The organism is Streptomyces sp. NRRL B-1140, assembly GCF_001280065.1.
Lineage (GTDB): Bacteria > Actinomycetota > Actinomycetes > Streptomycetales > Streptomycetaceae > Streptomyces.
The window spans coordinates 117,572-136,029 of record NZ_LGEA01000080.1 but is presented as its reverse complement, the minus strand read 5'-3'; the positions used below and the strand labels follow the sequence as shown (position 1 = coordinate 136,029).

Here is an 18,458-nt window from a genome sequence, read left to right as displayed (position 1 = left end):
GGTGACCACCTCCGTGAACCCCCCTGCGGACACCCCCCTGGCCGTCCCCTCCCTCGCCGACGCCGAGGAACTGACCTGCGACGTCCTCGTCATCGGCGGCGGCACCGCGGGCACCATGGCCGCCCTGACCGCCGCCGAGCACGGCGCGAACGTGCTGCTGCTGGAGAAGGCGCACGTCCGCCACTCCGGCGCGCTCGCCATGGGCATGGACGGCGTGAACAACGCGGTCATCCCGGGCCGGGCCGAACCCGACGACTACGTCGCCGAGATCACCCGCGCCAACGACGGCATCGTCGACCAGTCCACCGTCCGCCAGACCGCCACCCGCGGTTTCGGCATGGTGCAGCGGCTGGAGTCCTACGGCGTGAAGTTCGAGAAGGACGAGCACGGCGACTACTCCGTCCGCCAGGTGCACCGCTCCGGCTCCTACGTCCTGCCGATGCCGGAGGGCAAGGACGTCAAGAAGGTCCTCTACCGGCAGCTGCGGCGGCGCGAGATGCGGGAGAGGATCCGCATCGAGAACCGGGTCATGCCGGTGCGCGTCCTCACCGCCGGTGAGGGCCGGGACCGCCGGGCCGTGGGGGCGGCCGGCTTCAACACCCGCAGCGGGCAGTTCGTCCAGGTCCGCGCGGGCGCGGTGATCCTCGCGACCGGCGCCTGCGGCCGCCTCGGCCTGCCCGCCTCCGGCTACCTCTACGGCACCTACGAGAACCCCACCAACGCAGGCGACGGCTACGCCATGGCCTACCACGCGGGCGCCGAGCTCACCGGTATCGAGTGCTTCCAGATCAACCCGCTGATCAAGGACTACAACGGCCCGGCCTGCGCCTACGTCGCCAACCCCTTCGGCGGCTACCAGGTCAACCGGCACGGCGAGCGCTTCGTCGACTCCGACTACTGGTCGGGGCAGATGATGTCCGAGTTCGCCGCCGAGGTGGCGTCCGACCGCGGGCCCGTCTACCTGAAGCTGAGCCACCTCCCCGAGGAGTCGGTCTCGGCCCTGGAGACGATCCTGCACTCCACCGAGCGGCCCACCCGCGGCACCTTCCACTCCGGGCGGGGCCACGACTACCGCACCCACGACATCGAGATGCACATCTCCGAGATCGGCCTGTGCGGGGGCCACTCCGCCTCGGGCGTCCGCGTCGACGACCACGCCCGCACGACCGTCCCGCGGCTGTACGCGGCCGGTGACCTGGCCTGCGTCCCGCACAACTACATGATCGGCGCCTTCGTCTTCGGCGACCTGGCGGGCGCCGACGCCTCCCAGTACCAGCCGTACACGGGCGAGTTGCCCGCGGAGCAGCTCCGGGAGGCGCACGAGCTGATCTACCGCCCGCTGCGCAACCCCGACGGCCCGCCGCAGCCCCAGGTCGAGTACAAGCTGCGCCGCTTCGTTAACGACTACGTGGCCCCGCCCAAGTCCGGTGCCCGGCTGTCGCTGGCCCTGGAGGCGTTCCAGCGGATGCACACCGACATCGCCGAGATGGGCGCCCGCACCGCGCACGAGCTGATGCGTTGCGCCGAGGTCACCTTCATCCGCGACTGCGCGGAGATGGCCGCGCGCTCCTCCCTGGCCCGCACGGAGTCCCGCTGGGGCCTCTACCACGAGCGCCTCGACCACCCCCGGCGGGACGACGCGTCCTGGTTCCACCACCTCGATCTGCACAAGTCCCCCTCCGGTGCGATGGAGTTCACGGCACGCCCCGTGGCTCCCTATCTCGTTCCCGTCGACGGTTTCGAGCCCGTCGGCGGTCCCTCTCGTGTCCTCGGCGAGGTGCACGCCGAGGATGTGGCCCTGGCAGGCTCGCGGGACGTGGCGCCGGTCGCCTCCCCGGTGGGAGCGGCGGCGCCGGAGCCGGCCCCGGCGCAACAGACATCGGTCACCGCCCCTTCCGGCGAGGTGTCCTCCGCCCGCCTGCTCGAACTCGTCGCCCTCGCCGAGGAGGAGCCGGAACTCGGCGCCCTCCAGCCGTACTTGACGGACCCCGCGCCCGCTGTCCGCCGCGAGGCCGTCGCCGTGCTCACCGAGACGCTGCCGCCCGGGACGGGCACCGCGCTCGCAGCGGCGCTGCGCGACACCGCCGCCGAGGTGCGCGCCGCCGCGGCCGCGTCCCTGCGTGAGCTCGTCGAGACGCTTCCGGCCGAGCCCGATCTGCGGGACGGCCTCGCCGCCGCCCTGACGGAGCCGGACCCGGTGGTCCGCGCGGCGGCCCTGGACGTCCTGCGCGCCCTGCGTCTCGGCGACGCCGCCCTGTTCGCGGACGCCCTCGCCGACTCCGACATCGCCGTCCGCATCGAGGCCGTACGCGCCCTGGTGTCGGTCGACGCCGCCGGTGAACTGGCCGGTGCGGCGGGCACCGACCCCTCCCGCGAGGTACGGGTCGCGATCGCCAAGGGCCTGGCCACGGTGAGTGCCGAGCGGCCGGCGGGTGACGGCCAGGACGGCGGCGACCCCAGCCCGGGCGCGACCGAAGCGGCCCTCACCGGCCTCCTCGACGATCCCGACGCCCTGGTGCGGGCAGCGGCCTACGGAGCACTCGGCATCACCGGCTGCCCGGCGCCCCTCGCCGCACGCGCCGTGGCCGCGCTGTCCGAGCCGGCCTGGCAGGTGCGGGCCGGAGCCGCGACGGCCCTGTCCGTGGCCGACGCCGAGGTGGCGGTCCCGGCGCTCGCCAAGGCCCTGGCCGACACCAACGCTGACGTCCGCAAGGCCGCCGTCCTGGCGCTGACCCGGCACCGCTCCACCGAGGAGGCCCGGGCGGCGCTGGCCACCGCGACGACCGACTCCGACGCGGATGTCAGGGCGTACGCGGGACGGGCGCTGTGACCGATACGCCCATCCGAACCGTCTGACGTGGCCGGAGCCCGGCCCTATATCCAGTCGTCCGGCTCAGGCTCCGCGTCCGTCTCAGGCCAGTGGTAGGGCTCACCGGCGTCCTGCCCCACGGCCTGGGCCGGACCCTGACCGGATGCCGGGGCCCGGCCGGACGCCTGGGCGGAGGGCGAGCCGGCAGCGGGTGCGGAGGCAGGGGCGTCCGCCGAGCCCGCACCGGGCGGCCCGCCCAGCGAGGCGAGCACCTCCAGCACCCCCTCCCCGTACGTGGTGAGCTTCTTCTCGCCGACCCCGCTGATCCCGCCGAGCTCTCCCACCGACGTCGGCCACACCGTGGCGATCTCCCGCAGGGTGGCGTCGTGGAAGATCACGTAGGCCGGGACGCCCTGCTCACGGGCCTGTTCGGCGCGCCAGGCGCGCAGCGCCTCGAAGGCGGGCAGCAGCTCCTCGGGCAGCTCGTCGGCGACCGCCTTGCCCTTGCGCTCGCCCCGTCCGGAGCCGGAGGACGAGGACCCCGACCGGGAGGCCACCGGCTTCTTCGGCTCCTTGCGCAGCGGCACGTCCCGCTCCCGCCGCAGCACCGCCCCGCTGGCCTCCGTCAGCACCAGCGTGCCGTACTCGCCCTCCACCGCGAGCAGCCCCTGGGCGAGCAACTGCCTGATGACGCCCCGCCATTCGGCCTCGGTCAGCTCCTCGCCGATACCGAACACGGACAGCTGGTCGTGGTCGAACTGGATGACCTTGCCGGTCCGCTTGCCCAGCAGGATGTCCACGATCTGCACCGCGCCGAACTTCTGCCCGCGCTCCCGCTGCAGCCGGACGACCGTCGACAGCGCCTTCTGCGCCGCGATGGTGCCGTCCCAGGTCTCCGGCGGCGTCAGGCAGGTGTCGCAGTTGCCGCAGCCGGACGGGTCGGGGTCCTGGCCGAAGTAGGCGAGGAGCTGGCCCCGGCGGCACTGGGCCGTCTCGCACAGCGCCAGCATCGAGTCCAGGTGGGCCTGGGCCCGGCGCCGGAAGGCCTCGTCTCCCTCACCGGACTGGATCAGCTTGCGCTGCTGTATGACGTCGTTCAGCCCGTAGGCCATCCAGGCCGTCGAGGGCAGCCCGTCGCGGCCGGCCCGGCCCGTCTCCTGGTAGTAGCCCTCGACCGACTTGGGCAGGTCGAGGTGGGCGACGAAGCGGACGTCCGGCTTGTCGATGCCCATGCCGAAGGCGATGGTCGCCACCACGACCAGGCCGTCCTCCCGCAGGAAGCGGGACTGGTGGGCCGCGCGCGTGCCCGCGTCCAGGCCCGCGTGGTACGGCACCGCCTCGACGCCGTTGCGGCTGAGGAACTCGGCGGTCTTCTCCACCGAGTTGCGCGAGAGGCAGTAGACGATGCCCGCGTCGCCCGCGTGCTCCTCGCGCAGGAAGCTCAGCAGCTGCTTCCTGGGGTCGGCCTTGGGCACGATCCGGTACTGGATGTTGGGCCGGTCGAAGCTCGCCACGAAGTGGCGGGCCGTCGGCATGTTCAGCCGCTGGGTGATCTCCTGGTGCGTCGCGTGCGTGGCCGTGGCCGTCAGCGCGACCCGCGGTACGTCCGGCCAGCGCTCGCCGAGCAGGGACAGCGCCAGGTAGTCGGGCCGGAAGTCGTGGCCCCACTGGGAGACGCAGTGGGCCTCGTCGATCGCGAAGAGGGAGATCTTGCCGCGCGAGAGCAGATCGAGTGTGCTCTCCAGCCGCAGCCGCTCCGGTGCCAGGTACAGCAGGTCCAGCTCGCCGGCGAGGAACTCGGCCTCGACCATCCGCCGCTCGTCGAAGTCCTGCGTGGAGTTCATGAACCCGGCCCGCACGCCGAGCGCCCGCAGCGCGTCCACCTGGTCCTGCATCAGGGCGATGAGAGGGGAGACGACCACGCCCGTGCCCGGCCTGACCAGGGACGGGATCTGGTAGCACAGCGACTTGCCGCCGCCGGTGGGCATGAGCACGACGGCGTCGCCGCCCGCCACGACGTGCTCGATGACGGCTTCCTGCTCACCGCGGAAGGCGTCGTAGCCGAAGACCCGGTGCAGTGCGGCCAGCGCCTCGCTCGCCTCGGCGCCGAGGGGCCCGGCGGGGCCGCCGCCCGCACCGATCCCGGCCTCGGTTCCGGTCGCCCCGGTCCCCATCGTCCCGGACCCGGTCACCGCGTCCCGTTCCGTCATCACACCCGTCCCGCCCGTAGCGCCCATCGTCGTGCCCCCCGTGCGTCGCGCCTCGACCACTGCGTCCACCATAGGCGCCCGCACCGACAGCCCCGGAGTTATCCACAGGCCTGCCCCGTATGGGTGCGTCAAGGACGCGATCGTCGTGCACACGCAGCACGGTCGAGTCCCCCCGGTCGGAGTGGGGATCGGACGCCGGGCCATGACCGGCTAGCGATCGACGTCGGCGGATCGCGCGGATTCCCCGGGCGCGACGAGTCCCGTCTCGTAGGCGAGGACGACGGCCTGGGCCCGGTCGCGCAGGGTCAGCTTGGCGAAAATCCTGGCCACATGGGTCTTCACTGTCGCTTCGCTCAGTGTCAGTGCCCGGGCGAGCTCGGTGTTGGACAGGCCCCTGCCCATGAGTGTCAGCACCTCGCGTTCGCGTGGTGTCAGTACGGCGAGGTCGCGGTGGACGGCGGGGATTGCCGAGCCCGGAGCGGTCCGGCCGGCGGTGGAGGCGTAGCGCTCCACGAGGCGGCGGGTGATCGAGGGTGCGAGCAGTGCGTCACCGGTGTCGACCAGGCGTACGGCGGCTGCGAGATGCGCGGGTGTGACGTCCTTGAGCAGGAAGCCGCTGGCTCCGGCGGCGAGGGCTGCGTAGACGTAGGAGTCCAGGTCGAAGGTGGTCAGCATGATCACCCGACAGGTCGGGGTCTGGGCGAGGACGCGGCGGGCGGCTTCCAGGCCGTCCATGGTCGGCATGCGGATGTCCATGAGGACGACGTCGGGGCGCAGGCGGCGGACGGCTCGGACGGCCTCGGCTCCGTCTGCGGCTTCGCCGACCACGTTGACGCCGCGTGCCGTGAGGATCAGGCGGAAACCGGTGCGGACCAGCTCCTGGTCGTCGGCGATCACGACTCGGGGGGCGGGGCCGGTGAGCGGGTTCACGGCCGGTCTAGGGGGATTCGGGCGCGGACACGGTAGCCGCCGCCCAGGCGGCGCCGGGCGTCCAGGTCGCCGCCGTAGACGGCGACCCGTTCGCGCAGGCCGAGCAGTCCCCGTCCCGCTCCGTCGGCCTGGCCTGCGGCCGGACGGCTACGCGGCCCGGGAGCATCGTCGGTCAGGACGCTCGGTCCGGTGTTCAGGACTTCGACGCGCAGGTAGTGCTCCGCATATCGGACTGTCACGTCGGCTCTGGTCCCGTCGTTGTGTTTGAGGGCGTTGGTCAGCGCCTCCTGGATGATCCGGTAGGCGGTGACATCGATCCCGGTCGGCAGCGGGCGGGGCTCCCCGGAGATGCGCACCTCCACGGGCAGGCCGGCGAAGGCGATCCTGTCGATCAGCGGGCTGAGCCGGCTCAGGCTCGGCTGTGGTGCCAGGTCCCCACCGTAGGGTTCGTCGTCGCCGTTCTGCGCGGGGGCGAGGAGGCCGAGCAGGTGCCGTAGCTCGGTCATGGCGGTCCGCCCGGCGCTCTCCACGGCGCTCAACGCGGCCTCGGCCTCGTCGGGCATGGTGGCCAGCACTTCACGGGCGGCCCCGGCCTGGACCACCATGAGGCTCACGTTGTGGCTGACGATGTCGTGGAGCTCGGCCGCGATCCTGGCCCGCTCGGCGTCGACCGCGGTGGCTGCCGCACTCTCCCGCTCCCGTTCCAGCAGCCAGCCGCGCTCTTCGATGGCTGCTCGGTGGCGCCGGCGTGCCCGGATGAGCGCCACGCCCAGGACGACGGCCGCGGCGCACGTCATCGCCCATGCCGCGACCAGCCAGATCAACCCCGAACTCCCCACCCGAGAGAGCATCGCAGCCCGGCATGCCCGTCCGCGTCATGCTCCGGATCCAGTTCCCTACATCCCCAGGATGACCCGTGGAGCCGGTTACATCCGGCGAGGGACGTCGTACCCGTCCTGCCGCTTCTAGGTTCATGCCATGACAAGTGATCCGGACAGCTCCCGGCAGGTCGTCGTCCGACTGGACGACGTCCACAAGGAATACGGCCACGTGAAGGCCCTGGACGGCGTCCGCCTGGACATCCGCGCAGGGGAAGCGGTCGCGGTGATGGGGCCCTCCGGGTGCGGCAAGTCCACGTTGCTGAACATGGTCGCCGGCCTGGACCGCCCGACGTCGGGAACGGTGCAGGTCCACGGCCAGGACCTGGGGGCATTGAACGAGACGGGGCTGGCGCTGTTCCGGCGGCGGCACATCGGCATGATCTTCCAGTTCTTCAACCTGATCGACGACCTGCCCGCGCTCGACAACGTCGCGCTGGCCGCCCAGCTGACCGGCACCTCCGCCCGGCAGGCCCGCCGCCGCGCGCTGGAACTCCTCGACGAGCTGGGCATCGCCGACCGCAAGGACGCCTACCCGGCCGCGTTGAGCGGGGGCGAGCGTCAACGAGTGGCCGTGGCCCGGTCGTTGATGAACCGCCCGGCTCTGCTCCTGGCCGACGAGCCGACGGGCGCCCTGGACAGCCGCTCGGGAGAGCAGGTCATGGACCTGCTGATCGACCTCAACCAGATCGGACAGACCCTGCTCATCGTCACGCATGACCCGCACCTGGCCAGTCGCTGCGCCAGCCGCCTGATCGAGGTCGCCGATGGCCGAGTGTCTAGCGAGAGCCAGCTGGAGCCCACCGCGTGAGCGCCGTGTGGAGGGCCTCGCGGGCGGCTGTGAAACGGCGCAGGCTGCAGACGTTCGTCATCGGGCTGGTGGTCCTGTGTTCGACCACGACCATCCTGCTCGGGCTGGGGCTGCTCACCGCGGCCTCGACCCCCTTCGACAAAGCCTTCGCCCAGCAGCACGGGGCCCACACGGTCGCGGCGTTCGACCCGGTGAAGGCGTCGGGTGCTCGGCTGGCCCGGACGGCCGAGCGTCCCGGCGTCGAGGCCGCCGCCGGGCCCTTCGGGCAAGCCTTCCTCGACATGCCCGAGGACTGGCTGTGGATGTCGGCCGGTTCTCTGTCCGTCGTGGGCCGGGCCGATCCGGACGGCCCGGTGGACCGCATCCGTCTGTTGGAAGGCCGCTGGGCCACGGCTCCCGGTGAAATCGTCGTCAACTGGCCTGCCGACGGCACACCGGGTCCGGGCCGGCTCGGCACCAGGCTCAAGGCTCGCGGCGCCCCGACTCTCACCGTCGTCGGCTTCGCCACCAGCATGAGCAAGTCCGCCGGGGCCTGGGTATCCCCTGAGCAGATGGCCCGACTGCATCCGAGCACCGTTCAGATGCTGTACCGCTTCACGGACGCAGCGACCGATCGGGAGCTGCGCACCGGCCTGACCACAGCCACGGCCGGATTGCCCGCCGGTTCGCTCACCACCGCACAGTCCTATCTCGCCCTCAAGCGGGCCTTCTCCGCCCAGGCCGACGCGTATCTGCCGTTCATGACGCTCTTCGGCGTCCTCGGCCTTCTGGTCTCCGTGCTGATCGTCGGGAATGTCGTCAGCGGGGCGGTCGTCTCAGGGCACCGGCACATCGGCGTGCTCAAGTCGCTGGGCTTCACTCCGAACCAGGTGGTGACGGTCTACCTCACGATGGTCTCCGTCCCCGCCGTCATCGGCTGCGCAGTCGGCACCCTGATCGGCAACGCGGTGGCCGGTCCCCTCCTGCGGGTGGCCTTCTCCGGTATCGAAACAGGCAGCGCCTCCGTCGGTATCAGCTGGTGGCCGTCCGTCCTCTGTCTGGTGGGCATGCCTGCCCTGGTCGTCGTCGCCGCCCTGATCCCCGCCGTGCGCGCACACCGGCTCCCCGCGGCCCAGGCGATCACAGCCGGCACCGCACCGCGGACCGGACGCGGACTGCGGGTCCAGCGCCGGCTCGGCGGGACGCGGCTGCCGCGCGCCGTGAGCCTGGGACTCGGCCAGCCGTTCGCCCGGCCGGGCCGCTCCCTGCTGACCATGGCGGCCATCGTCCTCGGGGTCACCACCGTGACACTGACGACCGGTCTGACCAGCACCATGGTCGCTTACGGAGATGCCGGCAAGAGCGACGGTGCCGCCCGGGTCGACGTCCAGACCGGCTCGCCCGCGGGTGGCGGGACCACCGCGAGACCGAGTGACCGGCAAACCGAGCAACTACTGCGCTCCCTGCCCGGGGCGGATCAGGTGACCGCCCGCGCGCTCACCAAGGTGAGCCTCACCGGCTACACGCAGACCGTGTTCGCCAACTTCTACCGCGGGGACACCCAGGACCTCGCCTCCGAGATCGTCGAGGGACACTGGCCCACCGGCGCCGGGGAAGCCGCGGCCGGGCCGGCGTTCCTCGATCAGCACGGGTTGTCGGTGGGCGACCGGGTCACCCTCCGGCTGAACGGCAGACAGACGCCCGTCACCATCGTGGGTGAGCTCATGGAAGGCAACGCCCAGGCCCTGGACTCCAACTGGCGGACGCTGACGCGACTCGCGCCCGCAACACGGGCCACGGAGTACACGGTCCGGCTCGCTCGCGGCGCCGACGACCAGCGCTACATCACAGCGGTCGAGGCGGCCGACCCGGGCCTTCGCCCCGCATTGCTGGGCTCGGACGACGCCGCCACGACGACCGTCGTCGGCTTCGCGTCGGTGTTCACCGTTCTGCTGACCGTCGTGGCCGCTCTCGGGGTCTTCAACACCGTCCTGCTCAACGTCCGGGAGCGATGCCGCGACCTCGGCATGCTCAAGTCGATCGGGATGACACCGCGCCAGGTCGTGGTGATGACCGTGTCGTCGGTTGCGGCGCTGGGGCTGACCGGCGGGGTGTTGGGGGTTCCCCTGGGAATCGTCGCGCACCGGCTGGTGGTGGACCACGTCGGAGTGGTGTCGTTCCCGGAATCCATGAAGCAGGTCTGGCACTTCCCGCACCTGGCCGCTCTGGTCCTGGCGGGCGTCACGATCGCCGTCCTCGGTGCGTTGTTCCCGGCGAGGTCGGCAGCGCGGCTCACCATCGCCAAGGTGCTGCACAACGAGTGACCCGCGCGTACACCAGCACCCGCGGGCCGTGACGCAACCCGACGAGTGACAGCCCGGCCCGCACGACAGCGGCCCGGCTCCCCCTGTAGGGAAACCGGGCCGCTGTCGCACGGCAAGCGGAGCGTCAGCGCACGAACACCCCCGCCTGCCCCGCCAGATCCAGGAAGTACTGCGGCGCCACGCCCAGCACCACCGTGACCGCAACGCCCACGCCGATCGCCGTCATCGTCAGGGGCGACGGCACGGCCACCGTCGGGCCCTCCGGCCGCGGCTCGCTGAAGAACATCAGCACGATGACGCGGATGTAGAAGAACGCCGCGATCGCCGACGAGATCACACCGATCACGACGAGCGGGGCCGCCCCGCCCTCCGCCGCCGCCTTGAACACGGCGAACTTCCCGGCGAAGCCGGACGTCAGCGGAATGCCGGCGAAGGCCAGCAGGAACACCGCGAAGACCGCCGCCACCAGCGGGGACCTGCGCCCGAGCCCCGCCCACTTGGACAGGTGCGTCGCCTCGCCCCCGGCGTCGCGGACGAGCGTGACCACCGCGAAGGCGCCGATCGTCACGAACGAGTACGCGGCCAGGTAGAACAGCACCGACGAGACACCGTCGGGCGTGGTCGCGATGACACCCGCCAGGATGAACCCGGCGTGCGCGATCGACGAGTACGCCAGCAGCCGCTTGATGTCCGTCTGCGTGATCGCGACGATCGCGCCGCCCAGCATGGTGACGATGGCGACGGCCCACATGACCGGCCGCCAGTCCCAGCGCAGGCCCGGCAGCACGACGTACAGCAGCCGCAGCAGCGCGCCGAACGCCGCCACCTTCGTAGCCGCCGCCATGAAGCCGGTCACCGGCGTCGGAGCGCCCTGGTAGACGTCCGGCGTCCACATGTGGAACGGCACCGCGCCCACCTTGAACAGCAGGCCCATCACCAGCAGCGCGGCGCCGATCAGCAGCAACGCGTCGTTGCCCATGGTGTCGGCGAGCGCCGGGTTGACGTCCTGCACGGTGCCGTCGACGACCTGCGCGATCGTGGCGTACGACATCGAGCCCGCGTAGCCGTAGAGCAGCGCGATGCCGAACAGGGTGAACGCGGAGGCGAAGGCGCCCAGCAGGAAGTACTTGACCGCCGCCTCCTGCGACATGAGCCGCTTGCGCCGGGCCAGGGCGCACAGCAGGTACAGCGGCAGGGAGAGGACTTCCAGCGCGACGAACAGCGTCAGCAGGTCGTTGGCCGCCGGGAAGATCAGCATGCCGGCGACCGCGAACATCAGCAGCGGGAAGACCTCGGTGGTGGTGAACCCGGCCTTGACCGCGGCCTTCTCGCTCTCGCTGCCCGGTACGGAGGCGGCCTGCGCGGCGAAGGAGTCCACGCGGTTGCCGTGCGCCTCCGGGTCCAGGCGCCGCTCGGCGAAGGTGAACAGGCCCACCAGGGCCGCAAGCAGGATCGTGCCCTGCAGGAACAGGGCCGGTCCGTCGACGGCGATCGCGCCCATCGCCGCGATGCGCGCCTTGGTGGTGCCGTATCCGTCGGCCGCGAGTGCGACGACCGCGGCGAAGGCGGCCGCGATCGCGACGACGGAGACGAACATCTGGACGTAGTAACGCGATTTACGCGGGACGAACGCCTCGACCAGGATCCCGACGATCGCCGCGCCGACGATGATCAGGGTGGGGGCTAGCTGCCCGTACTCGATCTTCGGCGCGTCGATCTTCGAGATCGGGTCGGCCGCCGTTGTCCACAGGCTGTGGACGGCTGTTGCGCTCACTTGGCCGCCTCCACCTCGGGCTGGGGGTCCTTCTTCTGTACGTCGGACATGGTCTGCTTGACCGCCGGATCGATGATCTGCGTGACGGGCTTCGGGTAGACGCCCAGGAAGATCAGCAGGACGACCAGCGGGGCGACCACCGCGATCTCACGGATCCGGAGGTCGGGCATCGCGGAGACCTCCGGTTTCACCGGGCCCGTCATCGTCCGCTGGTAGAGGACGAGGGTGTAGAGCGCGGCCAGGACGATGCCGAAGGTGGCGATAATGCCGATCACCGGGTAGCGCGTGAACGTGCCGACCAGGACCAGGAACTCACTGACGAACGGCGCCAGCCCCGGCAGGGACAGGGTCGCGAGGCTGCCGATCAGGAACGTGCCGGCGAGCACCGGGGCGACCTTCTGCACGCCGCCGTAGTCGGCGATGAGCCGTGAGCCGCGCCGGGAGATCAGGAAGCCCGCCACCAGCATCAGCGCGGCCGTCGAGATGCCGTGGTTGATCATGTAGAGCGTCGCGCCGGACTGGCCCTGGCTGGTCATCGCGAAGATGCCCATGATGATGAAGCCGAAGTGGGAGATCGACGCGTACGCCACCAGCCGCTTGATGTCCCGCTGGCCGACCGCGAGCAGCGCCCCGTAGATGATGCTGATCAGGGCGAGGACGAGGATGGCGGGCGTGGCCCACTTGCTGGCCTCCGGGAACAGCTGGAGGCAGAAGCGGAGCATCGCGAAGGTGCCGACCTTGTCGACGACCGCCGTGATGAGCACGGCGACCGGGGCGGTGGACTCCTGCATGGCGTTGGGCAGCCAGGTGTGCAGCGGCCACAGCGGCGCCTTCACCGCGAACGCGAAGAAGAAGCCCAGGAACAGCCAGCGTTCGGTGTTGGTCGCCATGTCGAGCGTGCCGTTGGCGCGGGCCTCGGCGATCTCCTGGAGCGAGAAGTTCCCGGCGACCACGTACAGGCCGATCACCGCGGCCAGCATGATCAGACCGCCGACCAGGTTGTAGAGGAGGAACTTCACGGCCGCGTACGAGCGTTGTGTCGCCGCCGCCTTCTCGCCGTGCTCGTGGGCACGGTCCCCGAAGCCGCCGATGAGGAAGTACATCGGGATCAGCATGGCTTCGAAGAAGATGTAGAAGAGGAAGACGTCGGTGGCCTCGAAGGAGAGGATCACCATCGCCTCGACGCCGAGGATCAGGGCGAAGAAGCCCTGCGTCGGCCGCCAGCGGCTGCTGCCGGTCTCCAGGGGGTCGGCGTCGTGCCAGCCCGCCAGGATGATGAAGGGGATCAGCAGCGCCGTGAGCGCGATGAGCGCAACGCCGATGCCGTCCACGCCCAGTTCGTAGCGGACGCCGAAGTCGGCGATCCAGGCGTGGGACTCGGTGAGCTGGTAGCGGTCGCCGTCCGGGTCGAAACGGACCAGAACGGTGATCGCCAGGACGAGCGTGGCGAGCGAGAAGAGCAGCGCCAGCCACTTGGCGGCGGTGCGCTGCGCGGCCGGTACGGCGGCCGTGGCGATCGCCCCGACGGCCGGGAGCGCCGCTGTCGCTGTCAGCAGAGGAAAGGACATCGGTATCAGACCGCCCTCATCAGCAGGGTCGCGGCGACGATGACCGCGGCGCCGCCGAACATCGAGACCGCGTAGGAGCGGGCGAAGCCGTTCTGCAGCCTGCGCATCCGCCCGGAGAGGCCGCCGACCGAGGCCGCCGTGCCGTTGACGACGCCGTCGACCAGGGTGTGGTCGACGTAGACCAGGGACCGCGTGAGGTGCTCGCCGCCGCGGACCAGGACGACGTGGTTGAAGTCGTCCTGGAGCAGATCGCGCCGGGCGGCCCGGGTGAGCAGCGAGCCGCGCGGGGCGACGGCCGGGACGGGGCGGCGGCCGTACTGGGCCCACGCGAGGGCGACGCCGATGATCATGCAGGCGACGGTCGCGCCGGTGACCACGCCCGCGCTGATCGGCGGGTTGCCGTGGCTGTGTCCGGTGACGGGCTCCAGCCAGTGCATGAACCGGTCGCCGATGCTGAAGAACGCACCTCCGGCCACCGATCCGACGGCCAGCACGATCATCGGGACCGTCATGATCCTGGGCGACTCGTGCGGGTGCGGCGGGGTGTACTCGCCGCGCGTCTCGGCGGCGGGCTCCACGTCCGGCCGGGCCGGGGACGGCGTCGGGGCGTTGCGCCAGCGCTCCTCGCCGAAGAACGTCATCAGCATCACGCGCGTCATGTAGAACGCCGTGATCGCCGCGCCGAGCAGGGCGCAGGCGCCGAGGATCCAGCCCTCGGTGCCGCCCTTGGCGAACGCTGCCTCGATGATCTTGTCCTTGGAGAAGAAGCCGGACAGGCCCGGGAAGCCGATGATGGCCAGGTAGCCGAGGCCGAAGGTGACGAAGGTGACCGGCATGTACTTCCGCAAGCCGCCGTAGCGGCGCATGTCGACCTCGTCGTTCATGCCGTGCATGACCGAGCCGGCGCCGAGGAACAGCCCGGCCTTGAAGAAGCCGTGCGTCACCAGGTGCATGATCGCGAAGACGTAGCCGATGGGGCCGAGGCCCGCGGCGAGGATCATGTAGCCGATCTGCGACATGGTCGACCCGGCCAGGGCCTTCTTGATGTCGTCCTTCGCGCAACCGACGATCGCACCGAACAGCAGCGTGACCGCGCCGACGATGGTGACGACCAGTTGTGCGTCCGGGGCGCCGTTGAAGACGGCCGCGGAGCGGACGATCAGGTAGACGCCCGCCGTCACCATGGTCGCGGCGTGGATGAGGGCCGAGACCGGGGTCGGGCCCTCCATCGCGTCCCCGAGCCAGGACTGCAGCGGCACCTGGGCGGACTTGCCGCAGGCGGCGAGCAGGAGCATCAGCGCGATGGCGGTCAGCTTGTCCTCACCGGCGGCACCGGCGAGCCCGGCCTCGCCGTGGTCGCCGAGCACCGGCCCGAAGGCGAAGGTGCCGAACCACAGGAACATCAGCATGATCGCGATCGACAGGCCCATGTCGCCGACGCGGTTGACCAGGAAGGCCTTCTTCGCGGCCGTGGCGGCGCTGGGCTTGTGCTGCCAGAAGCCGATCAGCAGGTAGGAGGCGAGACCGACGCCTTCCCAGCCGACGTACAGCAGCAGGTAGTTGTCGGCGAGGACGAGGATCAGCATCGCCGCGAGGAACAGGTTCAGATAGCCGAAGAAGCGGCGGCGCCGCTCGTCGTGCTCCATGTACCCGACGGAGTACAGGTGGATCAGCGATCCGACGCCCGTGATCAGCAGCACGAACGTCATGGACAGCTGGTCGAGCTGGAAGGCGACGTCCGCCTGGAAGCCCTCGACCGGGATCCAGCTGAACAGGTGCTGGCTCAGGACGCGGTTCTCGGCGCCCCGGCCCAGCATGTCGGTGAACAGCACCAGGCCGAGCACGAAGGAGACGGCCGCGAGCGCGGTGCCGAGCCAGTGGCCGACGGCGTCCAGCCGCCGGCCGCCGCACAGCAGGACCGCCGCTCCGAGCAGGGGCGCCGCCACCAGCAGCGCAATGAGGTTCTCCACGATTCTTCCGACCCCTTACAGCTTCATCAGGCTGGCGTCGTCGACCGAGGCCGAGTGGCGGGCACGGAACAGGGACACGATGATCGCGAGCCCGACCACGACCTCGGCGGCGGCGACGACCATCGTGAAGAAGGCGATGATCTGCCCGTCGAGGTTGCCGTGCATGCGGGAGAAGGCGACGAACGCGAGGTTGCAGGCGTTGAGCATGAGCTCGATGCACATGAACACGACGATCGCGTTGCGCCTGATCAGCACACCGGTGGCGCCGATCGTGAACAACAGGGCCGCGAGGTAGAGGTAGTTGACGGGGTTCACTTGGACGCCTCCTCGGACCGCTGGAACTTCGCCGGCCCGACCGCCCTGCGCTCCAGACGCTCCTCCGACCGCTGCTCCAGGGCCTTGAGGTCGTTGAGCGCCTCCCGCGACACGTCACGGATCTGGCCGCGCTCGCGCAGGGTCTTGCTGACGGTGAGGTCGGACGGGGTGCCGTCGGGCAGCAGGCCCGCGATGTCGACCGCGTTGTGCCGGGCGTACACACCGGGCGCCGGCAGCGGCGGCAGGTACTTGCCCTCGCGCACGCGCTCCTCGGCGAGCTCCCGCTGCGTCTTGGCCCGCTCGGTGCGCTCGCGGTGGGTGAGGACCATGGCGCCGACGGCGGCCGTGATGAGCAGGGCGCCGGTGATCTCGAACGCGAAGACGTACTTGGTGAAGATGAGGGCGGCGAGGCCCTCCACGTTTCCTCCGGCGTTCGCCTGGCCGATGCCGTTGAACTCCGACAGGGACGCGTTGCCGATGCCGCCGATCAGCAGGACTCCGAAGCCGAGGCCGCACAGCAGGGCCAGCCAGCGCTGGCCCTTGATGGTCTCCTTCAGGGAGTCCGCCGCGGTGACGCCGACGAGCATCACGACGAACAGGAACAGCATCATGATCGCGCCGGTGTAGACGATGATCTGGACGACGCCCAGGAAGTAGGCGCCGTTGGCGAGGTAGAACACCGCCAGGACGATCATGGTCCCGGCGAGGCAGAGCGCGCTGTGCACGGCCCGCTTCATGAGGATGGTGCACAGGGCGCCGATCACCGCGACGGTGCCGAGGATCCAGAACTGGACGGCCTCTCCGGTGGAGGTGGAGTAGGCGGCGAGCTGGGTGGTCATCGCCCGATCACCCTCTCCGAGGCCGGTTCCGTCCCGCCGAAGGTCGAGTCGGCCTCCTGCACGACCTCGACCTTGGAGTGGGCGACCTGCCGCTCGGTGCCGGGCGCGGCCTCCGTCACCAGGCCCCGGTAGTAGTCCTGTTCGTCCGTGCCGGGGTAGATGGCGTGGGGCGAGTCGACCATGCCCTCCTCCAGACCGGCGAGCAGCTGCTCCTTGGTGTAGATGAGGTTGGCCCGGCTGGAGTCGGCCAGTTCGAACTCGTTGGTCATCGTGAGCGCCCGGGTGGGGCAGGCCTCGATGCACAGGCCGCACAGGATGCAGCGGGCGTAGTTGATCTGGTAGACGCGGCCGTACCGCTCGCCCGGCGAGTAGCGCTCCTCGTCGGTGTTGTCCGCCCCCTCCACATAGATCGCGTCGGCGGGGCAGGCCCAGGCGCACAGTTCACAGCCGACGCACTTCTCCAGGCCGTCCGGATGGCGGTTGAGCTGGTGCCGTCCGTGGAAGCGCGGAGCCGTGGTCTTCTGCTGCTCGGGGTACTGCTCGGTCAGCCGCTTCTTGAACATGGCCTTGAAGGTCACGCCGAAGCCGGCCACGGGGTTCTGGAAACCGGGCTTGGTGTCCTTGGGTTCCTCACCCTGCGAACGCTCGAGTTCCTCAGCCATCGGACGCCTCCTTTCCATCCGTAGTTCCGCCCAGAGATTCGTCACTCTGAGTATCGGGCCCACCACTGACAATCAGCTCCCGCTCACGGCGTGAGCGGCGGCGGGGGACCGGCGGTAGTTCCTGTCCGGGCAGGGGCGGTACGGGGAATCCGCCCGCCATCGGGTCGAAGGCGGCCGGGGTGTCGGCCGGCTGCTCGGCCTTCTTGGCCTTCTCGCGGAACATGTCGGCGACGAAGGAGAGCAGCAGCAGGGCGAGCACGCCGCCGCCCACGTACAGGGCGATGTCGGCGAAGTCGTAGCCCTCGTTGCGGAAGGCCCGCACGCTCGCGACGAGCATCAGCCACACCAGCGAGACCGGGATGAGGACCTTCCAGCCGAGCTTCATCAGCTGGTCGTAGCGCACGCGCGGGAGGGTGCCGCGGATCCAGATGAACATGAACAGCAGCAGCTGGACCTTGACGGTGAACCACAGCAGCGGCCACCAGCCGTGGTTGGCGCCCTCCCAGAAGGTGCTGATCGGCCAGGGGGCCCGCCAGCCGCCGAGGAACAGCGTGGTGGCGACGGCCGAGACGGTCACCATGTTGACGTACTCGGCGAGCATGAACATCGCGAACTTGATCGACGAGTACTCGGTGTTGAAGCCGCCGACCAGGTCGCCCTCGGACTCCGGCATGTCGAAGGGTGCGCGGTTGGTCTCGCCGACCATCGTGACGATGTAGATGACGAAGGAGACCGGCAGCAGCACGATGTACCAGCGGTCGGCCTGCTGCTCGACGATCGTCGAGGTCGACATCGACCCCGAGTACAGGAAGACCGAGGCGAAGGCGGCGCCCATCGCGATCTCGTAGGAGATCATCTGCGCGCAGGAGCGCAGGCCGCCCAGCAGCGGGTACGTCGAACCGGAGCTCCAGCCCGCGAGCACGATGCCGTAGATGCCGACCGAGGCGACCGCGAGGATGTAGAGCATCGCGATCGGCAGGTCGGTGAGCTGCATCGTGGTGCGCTGGCCGAAGATCGAGATCTCGTTGCCGGCCGGGCCGAAGGGGATCACCGCGATCGCCATGAAGGCCGGGATGGCCGCGACGATCGGCGCGAGGACGTACACCACCTTGTCCGCGCGTTTGACGACGACGTCCTCCTTGAGCATCAGCTTGATGCCGTCGGCGAGCGACTGGAGCATGCCCCAGGGGCCGTGCCGGTTGGGGCCGATGCGCAGCTGCATCCAGGCGACGACCTTGCGCTCCATGACGATGGACACCAGCACGGTCACCATCAGGAAGGCGAAGCAGAACACCGCCTTGATGGCGACCAGCCACCACGGGTCGGTGCCGAACATCGAGAGGTCTTCCGCGGCGAGGTACGGGCTGATGCCGCCGCCTCCTTGAAGGC

General features: G+C 70.5%; 13 protein-coding genes. 3 read left to right on the top strand and 10 right to left on the bottom strand.

Going from position 1 to position 18,458, the window contains the following annotated elements; all coding sequences use genetic code 11:
- Nucleotide 1: 1 nt before the first annotated feature.
- Nucleotides 2–2,830: a fumarate reductase/succinate dehydrogenase flavoprotein subunit gene (locus tag ADK65_RS09995; RefSeq protein ID WP_053669602.1), complete on the top strand. Its 2,829-nt coding sequence runs from the start codon at nucleotides 2–4 to the stop codon at nucleotides 2,828–2,830.
- Between the two features lie 44 nt (nucleotides 2,831–2,874).
- Here ADK65_RS09995 and recQ read toward each other — a convergent pair whose 3' ends face one another.
- The 3 genes from recQ to ADK65_RS09980 all read right to left on the bottom strand — a co-directional run bounded on the left by recQ (nucleotide 2,875) and on the right by ADK65_RS09980 (nucleotide 6,773).
- Entirely contained in the window at nucleotides 2,875–5,019 is a 2,145-nt protein-coding gene (recQ, locus tag ADK65_RS09990; RefSeq protein WP_234352840.1) for a DNA helicase RecQ, read from the bottom strand.
- Nucleotides 5,020–5,229: 210 nt separating this feature from the next.
- Nucleotides 5,230–5,949, bottom strand: a complete 720-nt coding sequence (locus ADK65_RS09985; RefSeq protein ID WP_053669601.1) for a response regulator — start codon at nucleotides 5,947–5,949, stop codon at nucleotides 5,230–5,232.
- Nucleotides 5,946–6,773: a sensor histidine kinase gene (locus ADK65_RS09980; protein ID WP_053669600.1), complete on the bottom strand. Its 828-nt coding sequence runs from the start codon at nucleotides 6,771–6,773 to the stop codon at nucleotides 5,946–5,948. Before ADK65_RS09980 ends, ADK65_RS09985 begins: the two co-directional genes overlap by 4 nt.
- A 154-nt stretch (nucleotides 6,774–6,927) precedes the next feature.
- On the opposite strand from ADK65_RS09980, the gene ADK65_RS09975 reads away from it, so the two are divergent.
- A complete protein-coding gene (locus tag ADK65_RS09975; protein ID WP_053669599.1) occupies nucleotides 6,928–7,638 on the top strand; it encodes an ABC transporter ATP-binding protein in 711 nt (236 codons plus the stop codon).
- Nucleotides 7,635–9,941: an ABC transporter permease gene (locus ADK65_RS09970; RefSeq protein WP_053669598.1), complete on the top strand. Its 2,307-nt coding sequence runs from the start codon at nucleotides 7,635–7,637 to the stop codon at nucleotides 9,939–9,941. Before ADK65_RS09975 ends, ADK65_RS09970 begins: the two co-directional genes overlap by 4 nt.
- 124 nt (nucleotides 9,942–10,065) lie before the next feature.
- Here ADK65_RS09970 and nuoN read toward each other — a convergent pair whose 3' ends face one another.
- From nuoN to nuoH, 7 genes are read right to left on the bottom strand one after another with little or no spacing between them, the layout of a single operon-like run.
- Complete coding sequence (gene nuoN / locus ADK65_RS09965) at nucleotides 10,066–11,715, bottom strand: NADH-quinone oxidoreductase subunit NuoN (RefSeq protein ID WP_053669597.1); 1,650 nt, start codon at nucleotides 11,713–11,715, stop codon at nucleotides 10,066–10,068.
- Nucleotides 11,712–13,283: an NADH-quinone oxidoreductase subunit M gene (locus tag ADK65_RS09960; RefSeq protein ID WP_053669596.1), complete on the bottom strand. Its 1,572-nt coding sequence runs from the start codon at nucleotides 13,281–13,283 to the stop codon at nucleotides 11,712–11,714. Before ADK65_RS09960 ends, nuoN begins: the two co-directional genes overlap by 4 nt.
- Before the next feature lie 5 nt (nucleotides 13,284–13,288).
- Entirely contained in the window at nucleotides 13,289–15,253 is a 1,965-nt protein-coding gene (nuoL, locus tag ADK65_RS09955; RefSeq protein ID WP_053669595.1) for an NADH-quinone oxidoreductase subunit L, read from the bottom strand.
- Nucleotides 15,254–15,268: 15 nt separating this feature from the next.
- Nucleotides 15,269–15,568 (bottom strand): NADH-quinone oxidoreductase subunit NuoK, encoded by a 300-nt coding sequence (nuoK, locus tag ADK65_RS09950; protein ID WP_003992252.1) that lies wholly within the window; start codon nucleotides 15,566–15,568, stop codon nucleotides 15,269–15,271.
- Nucleotides 15,565–16,407: an NADH-quinone oxidoreductase subunit J gene (locus ADK65_RS09945; RefSeq protein WP_053669594.1), complete on the bottom strand. Its 843-nt coding sequence runs from the start codon at nucleotides 16,405–16,407 to the stop codon at nucleotides 15,565–15,567. Before ADK65_RS09945 ends, nuoK begins: the two co-directional genes overlap by 4 nt.
- Nucleotides 16,404–17,069 (bottom strand): NADH-quinone oxidoreductase subunit NuoI, encoded by a 666-nt coding sequence (nuoI, locus tag ADK65_RS09940; protein ID WP_053669593.1) that lies wholly within the window; start codon nucleotides 17,067–17,069, stop codon nucleotides 16,404–16,406. The genes ADK65_RS09945 and nuoI overlap by 4 nt, the downstream gene beginning before the upstream one ends.
- Complete coding sequence (gene nuoH / locus ADK65_RS09935; protein ID WP_053669630.1) at nucleotides 17,062–18,438, bottom strand: NADH-quinone oxidoreductase subunit NuoH; 1,377 nt, start codon at nucleotides 18,436–18,438, stop codon at nucleotides 17,062–17,064. The genes nuoI and nuoH overlap by 8 nt, the downstream gene beginning before the upstream one ends.
- Nucleotides 18,439–18,458: the final 20 nt, after the last annotated feature.

Coding starts and splice junctions, on each gene's coding strand:
- nuoI (WP_053669593.1), bottom strand. CDS start 17,069: ATGGCTGAGGAACTCGAGCGTTCGCAGGGTGAGGAACCCAAGGACACC.
- ADK65_RS09945 (WP_053669594.1), bottom strand. CDS start 16,407: ATGACCACCCAGCTCGCCGCCTACTCCACCTCCACCGGAGAGGCCGTC.
- ADK65_RS09975 (WP_053669599.1), top strand. CDS start 6,928: ATGACAAGTGATCCGGACAGCTCCCGGCAGGTCGTCGTCCGACTGGAC.
- recQ (WP_234352840.1), bottom strand. CDS start 5,019: ATGACGGAACGGGACGCGGTGACCGGGTCCGGGACGATGGGGACCGGG.
- ADK65_RS09960 (WP_053669596.1), bottom strand. CDS start 13,283: ATGTCCTTTCCTCTGCTGACAGCGACAGCGGCGCTCCCGGCCGTCGGG.